Source organism: Acinetobacter sp. ANC_7682, assembly GCF_056779795.1.
Genome location: NZ_JBWYIQ010000024.1, coordinates 37,851 through 47,495, shown reverse-complemented (window position 1 = coordinate 47,495; position 9,645 = coordinate 37,851). Strand labels below are relative to the sequence as shown.

9 protein-coding genes are annotated in these 9,645 nt (G+C 37.8%); 4 read left to right on the top strand and 5 right to left on the bottom strand.

Features of this window, described 5'->3' with window-relative positions; genetic code table 11:
- The first annotated feature begins 174 nt into the window (after positions 1-174).
- Positions 175-891 (top strand): hypothetical protein, encoded by a 717-nt coding sequence (locus AC1M9D_RS10250; RefSeq protein ID WP_481612107.1) that lies wholly within the window; start codon positions 175-177, stop codon positions 889-891.
- 114 nt (positions 892-1,005) lie between these two features.
- Here the strand turns inward: AC1M9D_RS10250 and AC1M9D_RS10245 are convergent, their stop codons facing one another.
- The 3 genes from AC1M9D_RS10245 to AC1M9D_RS10235 all read right to left on the bottom strand — a co-directional run bounded on the left by AC1M9D_RS10245 (position 1,006) and on the right by AC1M9D_RS10235 (position 4,031).
- Positions 1,006-1,221 (bottom strand): hypothetical protein, encoded by a 216-nt coding sequence (locus AC1M9D_RS10245; protein WP_035265580.1) that lies wholly within the window; start codon positions 1,219-1,221, stop codon positions 1,006-1,008.
- A gap of 107 nt (positions 1,222-1,328) precedes the next feature.
- Positions 1,329-3,113: an aspartate--tRNA ligase gene (gene aspS / locus AC1M9D_RS10240; protein ID WP_481612106.1), complete on the bottom strand. Its 1,785-nt coding sequence runs from the start codon at positions 3,111-3,113 to the stop codon at positions 1,329-1,331.
- A gap of 147 nt (positions 3,114-3,260) precedes the next feature.
- Positions 3,261-4,031: a DUF4184 family protein gene (locus AC1M9D_RS10235; RefSeq protein WP_481593535.1), complete on the bottom strand. Its 771-nt coding sequence runs from the start codon at positions 4,029-4,031 to the stop codon at positions 3,261-3,263.
- A 180-nt stretch (positions 4,032-4,211) separates the two neighbouring features.
- Between AC1M9D_RS10235 and znuD the strand changes: the two genes are divergently transcribed.
- Positions 4,212-6,359: a zinc piracy TonB-dependent receptor ZnuD gene (znuD, locus tag AC1M9D_RS10230; protein WP_481612105.1), complete on the top strand. Its 2,148-nt coding sequence runs from the start codon at positions 4,212-4,214 to the stop codon at positions 6,357-6,359.
- An 87-nt stretch (positions 6,360-6,446) separates the two neighbouring features.
- The gene (locus AC1M9D_RS10225) at positions 6,447-7,910 is read left to right on the top strand and encodes a phospholipase D family protein (protein ID WP_481594989.1); all 1,464 of its coding nucleotides are present in this window, start codon (positions 6,447-6,449) and stop codon (positions 7,908-7,910) included.
- A gap of 31 nt (positions 7,911-7,941) precedes the next feature.
- Here AC1M9D_RS10225 and AC1M9D_RS10220 read toward each other — a convergent pair whose 3' ends face one another.
- Positions 7,942-8,388, bottom strand: coding sequence for a hypothetical protein (locus AC1M9D_RS10220; RefSeq protein WP_035265570.1), 447 nt, complete (start codon positions 8,386-8,388; stop codon positions 7,942-7,944).
- A 199-nt stretch (positions 8,389-8,587) separates the two neighbouring features.
- On the opposite strand from AC1M9D_RS10220, the gene AC1M9D_RS10215 reads away from it, so the two are divergent.
- On the top strand, positions 8,588-9,055 hold the full coding sequence (locus AC1M9D_RS10215; protein WP_481593538.1) for an RcnB family protein: 468 nt from the start codon (positions 8,588-8,590) through the stop codon (positions 9,053-9,055).
- Positions 9,056-9,088: 33 nt separating this feature from the next.
- Here AC1M9D_RS10215 and AC1M9D_RS10210 read toward each other — a convergent pair whose 3' ends face one another.
- The gene (locus AC1M9D_RS10210) at positions 9,089-9,586 is read right to left on the bottom strand and encodes a phosphate-starvation-inducible protein PsiE (protein WP_035265636.1); all 498 of its coding nucleotides are present in this window, start codon (positions 9,584-9,586) and stop codon (positions 9,089-9,091) included.
- Positions 9,587-9,645: the final 59 nt, after the last annotated feature.

Below are 9,645 nucleotides of genomic sequence, written 5' to 3'. Positions count from 1 at the left end.
CAGAATTAGGTCGCCCTCATACCCAAGTTGTCTCTTAAATTTGAGTAGCTTAAGGGAACTCAGCCTTTCAAACCTTTATGCAACAAAGCCATCATTTATCGTAAACAATTAGAAGAATATAGAAAACACTTAAAGCATATTCAACACTACACTATTAATTACCAATTTAGTTCTATGGGTAAGCTACACTATCGTAATGATTATGTTGGATTACTCAAACATAAGCTGGCACGACGTTGCGCCACTCTGTTTTTTCAATTTGTAGCTAAAATTCCAATGCAAGGTTGGAAAGAAATCGCTTTGAACTATGCGAGTTATCCTCATGTAGGTCGTTTCTTTGAGTATCAAAAAGCGATTCGACTTCGTCCAAATGCTCAAAAAATTCTTTTATCTGATATTCGGGATGTAATTTTCCAAGCTCCACCACTTGATGGCATCGTACATGGATTGTATGTCGGGATGGAAAAACAAAAGGTTAAATTAAAGGATGAGGCTTATAACGCTGACTGGATTAAAGATGCATACGGTGTAGAAGTCTTAGAGCAAATGGGAATGCAGCAGATTTCATGTTCAGGAGTAAGCTATGGTGATCGAGAGTCAATGCTGGCTTATATTCAGTTAATGATAAGTGAGTTTTGTAATATTCCATATAAAATCATGTCGAATCGAATTTATGATCAAGCCATGCATAATAAGTTGATATTCGATGGTCGTATACCCAATATTCAATTCTGCCAACCCAATGATTCCAATATAATAACTTTAGGGTTATTTTCGCAAGAAGAGATATCTTTGTTAGATGGCAAAATAGTCAATAAAGATCAATCTGTGATTCCTATAGTGCACCAATATGATCGACATAAGTTTTTATTAAAAATTTTAAACCCTTAAGTATTTAATTTATATTTAAAAATTAATAATTTATTGATAATAGGTGAATCTTGTCAGATGAATACTGACTTAATTTAAGTAAGAGAAGAATGAAGAGGGAAGTAAGCTCAATGCTTATTTATCCGCATTTCCTTTAATCACCATATAAATAAGTGCGGCGATTGAACCAAAAGCTGCAATAAAACTACTCGTACTAAAGAACACGATACGCTGATAAGTGGTGAGGTTAAATAATTGTTCATTCAAGATATAACGCATAAATGCCCATTGCACGATGCAAAATACAATAATAATGATTGTATGACGACGAACATCAGGACGCATAGCCATATGAATGAACTCTTAAATATTTTCTGAGATTATGCCATTTTTGAGCGTTTATCTCAATGAAATAAAAACCCTGCAGTTGCAGGGTTTTTATTTAGATCAACAAAACGTTATTCTTGTGATTCAGCTTTTGGTTTTTCACGTAAGCGAATACCAAGATCACGAAGTTGAGTTGATTCAACTGGTGCAGGAGCTTGTGTTAAAGGACATTCCGCAGTTTTCGTTTTCGGGAATGCAATCACATCACGAATAGAAGAACCGCCAGTCATTAACATCACAAGACGGTCTAAACCGAATGCTAAACCACCGTGTGGAGGTGCACCATAACGTAAAGCGTTCAATAAGAAGCTGAATTTCTCTTCTGCCTCTTCTTCACCAATACCTAATGCTTCAAAAATTGCTTTTTGCATTTCTAGGTTATGAATACGAAGCGAACCACCACCGATTTCAGTACCGTTAAGTACCATATCGTAAGCAACAGACAATGCAGCACCTGGGTTATTCTTCACTTCTTCAACGCTAGATTTTGGTAATGTGAATGGGTGGTGAACAGAGGTCCATTTGCCATCATCAGTTTCTTCAAACATTGGGAAATCAACAACCCAAAGTGGTGCCCACTCGCAAGTTGCCATCTTCATGTCATGACCGATTTTGATACGTAAAGCACCCATTGCATCGTTTACAACTTTCGCTTTATCTGCACCGAAGAATACGATATCGCCATTTTCAGCACCCACACGTTTTAATAGATCAAGCACGATTGGCTCGATGAATTTCACGATAGGAGATTGTAAGCCTTCAATGCCTTTTTCCAGCTCATTGACTTTAATATAAGCTAAACCTTTTGCACCGTAGATGCCGACGAATTTAGTGTATTCATCAATTGCAGAACGTGGAAGTGAACCTGCACCCGGAACACGTAACGCAACAATACGACCTTTAGGATCTTTAGCAGGACCTGCGAATACTTTGAACTCTACATCTTGCATTAAATCTGCAACGTCAACGAGTTTAAGTGGAATACGTAAGTCAGGCTTGTCAGACGCATAGTCGCGCATGGCATCTGCATAGGTCATACGTGGGAACTTATCAAATTGAACATTAAGAAGTTCTTTAAACATCTTAACTGTTAAACGTTCCATTAAATCCATGATGTCATCGTCACTCATGAACGATGTTTCAACGTCGATTTGTGTGAATTCAGGCTGACGGTCAGCACGTAAGTCTTCGTCACGGAAACATTTAGCAATTTGGTAATAACGATCAATACCACCCACCATTAACAATTGTTTAAATAACTGTGGTGATTGCGGAAGAGCGTAGAAACTACCATTTGATACACGGCTTGGTACTAAATAGTCACGCGCACCCTCAGGAGTCGCACGTGTCAAAATAGGTGTTTCAACGTCTAAGAATCCGTTTTCTTCGAAATAGTTACGAATAAGGTTTGTTAATTTAGAACGGAAACGTAAACGCTCTAACATTTCTGGACGACGAATGTCCAAGAAACGATATTTCAAACGAATTTCTTCTGAAATATTAGTATTATCATCATTTAATGGGAATGGTGGAGTTTCAGACGCTGCTAGAACTTCAATTTCTTTACCTAATACTTCGATTTGACCACTCACCATGTTGGCATTTTCAGTACCAGCATAACGACGGCGAACGCGACCAGTTATTTTTAATACAAATTCAGAACGAGCTTTATCAGCTGTTTCGAAAGCTTCTGGTGTATCAGGATCAATAACCACTTGAACTAGACCATCACGGTCACGCATATCAAGGAAAATTACACCACCGTGGTCACGGCGACGGTGTACCCATCCGCAAAGTGTAACGGTTTGATCAATTTGAGCTTCGGTTAATGAACCGCAGTAATGAGTTCGCATCATAGCGTTAAAAATCCAACTATATGGGTTAATGAAAGCGTATACGTAAACAGCGTAACGCCTTTATACAAAGGGTGAATTATGCCTCTTTGAGACTACAGTCACAAGGAGAAGATTATGAAAGCCCTATTATTTAATGCAAATTTAAAATTAAGACGATCCTTCGAATAATTCCAATTGATCTAGGATTTGAAAAACAAGCGCACAAATCGCAAACGTCAATAGAAAGCCTCTAAAGAAATAATTAATTGAGAAGCCAATGTAACCATATAGGTCATTTAAAATGGCTATATTGTAATTAGAGTGGAAATGAATAAATCCAAATAATCCACCTAATATTGAAATTAGCACGGATACCACAGCAAAAATAGTGATAGAACGAGTTACTCTGAATGGTTGACGGTAAGTACAAAAATACTGTTTTGCAAACCATAAAATAAAGGGCAAAACGATAATAGAGGTACCGACCTGTAAAATTCGATGGAGGGGATAGTGTTGCCCGAAAAGATTGATTTGCTTAGCTAATAGGTCATGAAAAGCAAAGGTTCTGTAATCAACATGAGTTAAACCATCCCAAAGGATATGACTGCTGATACCCAAGATTAATGAAATATTGATCAGCACCAAGAACTGAAAGACAGATCTAAAGTTCGAGAGTTTTAAGGGGTTGTAAATACCAATCCATCTAAAAAAAGTAGGTCTTAATAGTGCATACCACAATAGACAGAATGCCATTCCCACCAATAAATTGGGATATAGCAATGCGCTCCATTGATGTGAGATTAGGATATGTTCGTCTGTAAAAAGACGAAATAAGTCAGGGACCATGCAACCAATTGCTAGAGCAGAAATAGGAAGTGTTCCTTTCGATGCTTTATGCAAAATTGGTGCGAGTACAGCATGTGAAATTGTAAAGGGCATTGCTGAAATATATCAAAAAAATGCTATCCGAATTTTATAGATTAACATTGATATGTAACCCATTGGTTTAATTATATGAAGTAGATTAATTTGGAGGAAATGAATGAAATATGATTGAAGTTTGGTTGAAATGTTATATTATAACAATAATTGTAAATTCTCGAATTTTGAGCTTGTCGTATGAACTTTCATAAAAATATCATCACTGCCTCCGTCTTAGCAGTGATAGCATCCGCAGCACATGCTGATCAAAAACAAAAAAATGTTCAATTAGATACAATTTCTTCTACCGCACATCCCTTGGTTCAAACAGCTGCTGACTTCGCTGTAGCAGATCATGTGATTGATCAAAAAAAATTATCTGAAAGACCAACAACCATAGGTGATGCGTTAGCCGATGAGTTGGGTGTTTATTCTAATCAGTATGGAACAGGTGCAAGTCGTCCTGTGATTCGTGGCCAAGATGGACCGCGTGTAAAAGTTTTACAGCATGCTTCTGAAACTGCTGATGTATCAACACTTTCTCCTGACCATGCCGTAACGGTTGATCCTATTTTGGCGAAGCAAGTGGAAGTTATCCGAGGACCTTCAACATTACTGTACGCAGCTGGAACTGTGGGTGGTTTAGTCAACGTGACTGATCAAAAAATACCGACACAAATGCCAGCTAATGGTCTAGAGGGGCAAGTGGGCGTCCGCTACAACTCTGGGAGTGATGAAAAACTTTCGAGTGCAGGTGTAACAGCAGCTATAGGTGAAAATTTTGCACTTCGTGTTGAAGGCACGAAGCATAAAGCCAATGATTATATCCCTTTCAAAGGTTACTTCACTGAACATCATCATGAGGGTGAGACAGAGCCTCATCGTGAAAGTGCTAAACGTGTAGAAAATACTTTCTCAGAAGGTCAAACAGTTAATGTCGGCGGCTCATGGATCCATGATCGAGGTTTTGTGGGGCTGTCATATAGTAATCGACAAGATAAATATGGATTACCAGGTCATAGTCATGAATATCATGGATGTGAATTGCATGGAGATCATTTCCATTGTCCACCACCTAATTCAGCGCACGACCATGAACACGAAAATGCTGCAGGTCCATGGGTTGACTTAAAATCTGAACGCTATGATTTGCGAACTGAATTAAATGATCCATTAAAAGGATTTGAAAAGCTGCGAGCTCATTTAAGTTTTACAGATTACGAGCATGATGAACTAGAAGAAAATGAAGTTATTAGTAACTTTAAAAGTAAGGGTTATGATGGTCGTTTAGAGTTGGTTCATATACCGTTGTTAGGTTGGGAGGGTGTTGTAGGTGTACAAGCATCTCAGCAAAAAATAAAACTTAATGCGCCTGAGGGACATGACCATGATGAAGTTGATCATGGTGACCATGATCATAGTGATCACGATCATGAACATCATGGTCATAGTCATGATGTGCTGATGGCGGATACAAAAACCAATAAGTACAGTTTATTTGCACTAGAACATAAACAGGTTGGTCCTGTGCATGTCGAATTGGGCGCTCGTGTAGACCATCAAAAAATTGATGTCGATTCCAATCAAAAGAACTACTCAGGGACTGCTGTTTCAGGATCAGCTGCAGCTAATTGGGAGTTCGCGCCAAATTATAAGTTGTCTCTAGTGGGGTCTCATCAACAACGTTTACCGCTAGCTCAAGAGTTATATGCAGATGGTCTTCATTTTGCAACAAACACATATGAGCTAGGTAATCCAGATATTGATAAGGAAACATCAAATAATCTAGAGTTAGGTCTCCATTATGAAGGTGATCAGCTCGATTATCATGTTCATGTTTATCACAATTGGTTTGATGACTATATTTATGGTGCAACTGTAGCTCAACAAGGCAATTTACGTGGACTTAAATATACGCAGGATAAGGCACGTTTTTATGGAACTGAGGCTCAGCTAGGCTATCAAATTAATGATACTTACAAGGTGAGTGTGTTTGGTGATTATGTAAGAGGCAAGATAGAGGGGGAAAATGCTCCACGTGTTCCTGCTGGACGACTTGGTACAAAGGTGGAAACCAATTTTGCTGATGGTTGGTCTGGTTTAGCTGAGTATTATCATGTATTCACGCAAGATAAATTTGCTGACTTTGAAAAAGAAACCCAAGGTTATAACATGGTCAATGTTGGTGTGTCTTATGCTAGGCAGTTAAACAATCGCAACGATTATCGCGTTTATTTAAAAGCACACAACTTATTGGATGATCAGGTTTATTCGCACAATTCATTTTTGTCGAATATTCCACAAATTGGACGTAATTTTACCGTCGGCGTTGAATACGGGTTCTAATTTAATTCAACGTGTTAAAAACAGTTTAATGCTTGAAAAAACGTAAATTAAAACCTAGTCTGAAAGTATCGGACTAGGTTTTTTGTTATGCGTCTATTTAAACGAATTCACCAAAAATTAAATTGGTCAAACCGACGTTATGTTGGTCTGATTCTAGGTATGCTGACCATCGGCTATTTAGCCTCAGCGCTTTATCATATTTATAAACCATTACCAGAAGGGCTTAATTATTCCGGTAAATTACGGCATGCAAATGTGAAATTCCTAGCAGACCAAACTTATATAGATACGGCGGGTCAGCGACAGCAGCATCAGATTTTTGATGAAATTCTCAATCTTATTGAGCAAGCGCAAACCACAATTGTGTTAGATATGTTTCTGTTCAATCCTGAAACTGGTCAGTCTCAAAATCAACATCGCGCCTTAACACAAGAACTGACCCAAGCACTCATTCAAAAAAAGCGTCTAACACCGAATATTGAAATTAAATTAATCACTGATCCTATAAATTCAGTTTATGGTGGAATAATCCCAGAGCACTATCGACAACTCAGACAAGCAGGAATTGATGTCATAGAAACAGATTTATCACCATTACGCGCATCGAATCCACTGTGGTCGGGCATTTGGTATTTTTGTTGTCAGAGTTTAGGAAATAATGCTGAGAAAGGTTGGTTAAGTAATCCTTTCGGGGAAGAAAAAATTACCATTCGAAGTTATTTAAATCTTTTTAATTTTAAAGCGAACCATCGTAAAACCATCATAGTGGATACATCCGAGGGATGGAAAACACTAGTGACTTCAATGAACCCGCATGATGGAAGCTCAAGCCATTCTAATGTAGCACTTGTGGTCGAAGGGCATACAGCTGTCGATATTTTAAAAACTGAACAATCAGTGGCTTTATTTTCTAAAGCAAATATTCCAATGGTTATTGTGGGAGATGTACCAGAAGATAAACAGTTGCCGCAAGTTCAAGTACTGACAGAAAAGGCAATATATGATGAACTGCTGAAACTGATTGAATCTGCTCAAGGTGCTGATGCAAAAATAGATTTGGCAATGTTCTATTTATCAGAGCGAAAAATTATTGAAGCCTTAATTGAAGCTCACCAACGCGGTGTTGAAGTTCGTGTATTACTAGACCCGAACAAAGATGCATTTGGACGTACTAAAAATGGTATTCCAAATCGTCCTGTCGCGACAGAGCTCTATAAAGCTGGAATAGACGTACGCTGGTGTAATACACAAGGTGAGCAGTGCCATTCAAAAATGATTATTAAGCGTAGTTCAGATCAGGTTGAACTGATTTTGGGGTCGGCTAATTTTACTGCTCGTAATTTGAAAAATTATAATTTAGAAACTGATTTACGTGTTATTGGCTCTTCAAATCAGCAAGTTTTTAAAGATGCAGTACAGTATTTTGATACTGCTTGGATGAATTTAGAGGGTAAGCAAATGAGTGTTGATTACTCAGAATATGCAGAAGATTCAAAAATGAAATATGCCATTTATCGATTCATGGAATGGAGTGGTCTCTCAACCTTCTAAAAAAAATCCCTCTAAAGAGGGATTTTTTCATTTATGGATTCGGTGGAACTAATTTATCGAGTTCCTTATCATCAATCTGATCGAGCTCTTTAATGTCAGTTTTAATTTTCCACTTAGACTCATCCTCAACAGGTTGAGGTAAACGTGCTTCTAACCAATCACAAACCACATCTGGCGTAAAATCAGGATGATTACACTGAATCACCCAAGATAAGAATTGTTTCGCCTCACCATTCATATAGGGTGGAGGAGACACAGGTAAAAACTGAGTGGGTAGGCGTTCATTTTTAGAAATGTAATTCAATACATGACCAAGTTCTTGAACCGTTTGCCAAGCTAAGGCATGGTCGATATTGATTTGAAATTTAAACCACCATGCATGTTCACCATCAGTGCCATAAGAATCGATAAAGTTTTCTTGGACACTCGGAACTTTACAAAAAAATTGGTGCAGGCGATCAAAACTCATTTCAGGCACGGTGGATAATCTCGCAAAGTTAAAAATGGTTAGTCTAGCAGATTTACAAACAGACTCATGCAGATAAATAAAAGGTCTAAAGTATTAAATTTAAAATTTTAAATAATGTTCAAGATTTCTACATGATTGATCTATATTTAAGCTTTAGAATGAATTTTGAAAATAAAAGTAATCTTAAATTTGGAATGAGGTAATAGAGATGAACAATACATTATTGGTTAAGACTCTATTGGGTTCAGTGATTCTTTTAATAACGAGTCATACTTTTGCAGATAGTTGGGCTAATTACCAAGGTTCTAAGGTTCGACCTGTAAAACCAACACAGACTCCAATATATACTGGTAATGCAGATCGTCTAAGTAAGCCAGTCCCATTGCAACAACCACGTTTTGCTCAGAATAGACCTCAATTACAGCGACCATATCCTCCTTATCCAGCGTATCCGCAGCAGAATGGGATTACAGTGATCTATCAACAGTCTTTACCGACCACGACGACATATTCTAGCAAGCAGTCAAGTTTCGTAAATGGGCAGGGTGGTACTATTGAAATGAGTCAGTATATGCTGATTTCAGATTGGCGTCGTTATGGTCTTCCTGCACCACAAGTTGGAATGCATTGGATATACCAAAATGGTCGATATATCCAGATGCCAAATGATCGTTAGATGCTTAATCCAATTTGTCTAAGCCATCTTTATCTAAGCCAACTCATCATCTTCAGGGCGTGGTGTTTTTCCAAGTGGTAAAGGTTTATCTTGGTGTTTATCTCGGATCACTGATGGAAAATTCCAAGAAGCAAAACGCACGACCAATATAGCGAATGCTAGGATTAAAATTGATCCTGTAATAATGACTAAATCAATATCAGCTTTATGGTCATGTTGAATATCTGAAATTAACAGACGTGTCAGGGCAGTGATGGCGATATAGATTAGAAATCTGACGGGCATATGATTGGTCTTAAAATAAATACCTACCATCGCACCTAGCTCTAAATAGATAAATAACAACAGAATGTCATCAATCGTTGCATATTGTTTTACCGTAAGAATATCAATCACGGTATGTCCTGCAGACCAAATTACCATGCAGCCAATAATAAAGAGCGCAATATAGTGGAAGCTCTCAACTGCTAGATTTCCAAAACGATCTAATAAGGATTCGATTTTTTCTACGCTAATATCTTTTTTACTCATGACATCTCCTCCTTTGAAAAAACCTGATGGTTTCATTGGAGTGATGCAAAATTCATGCT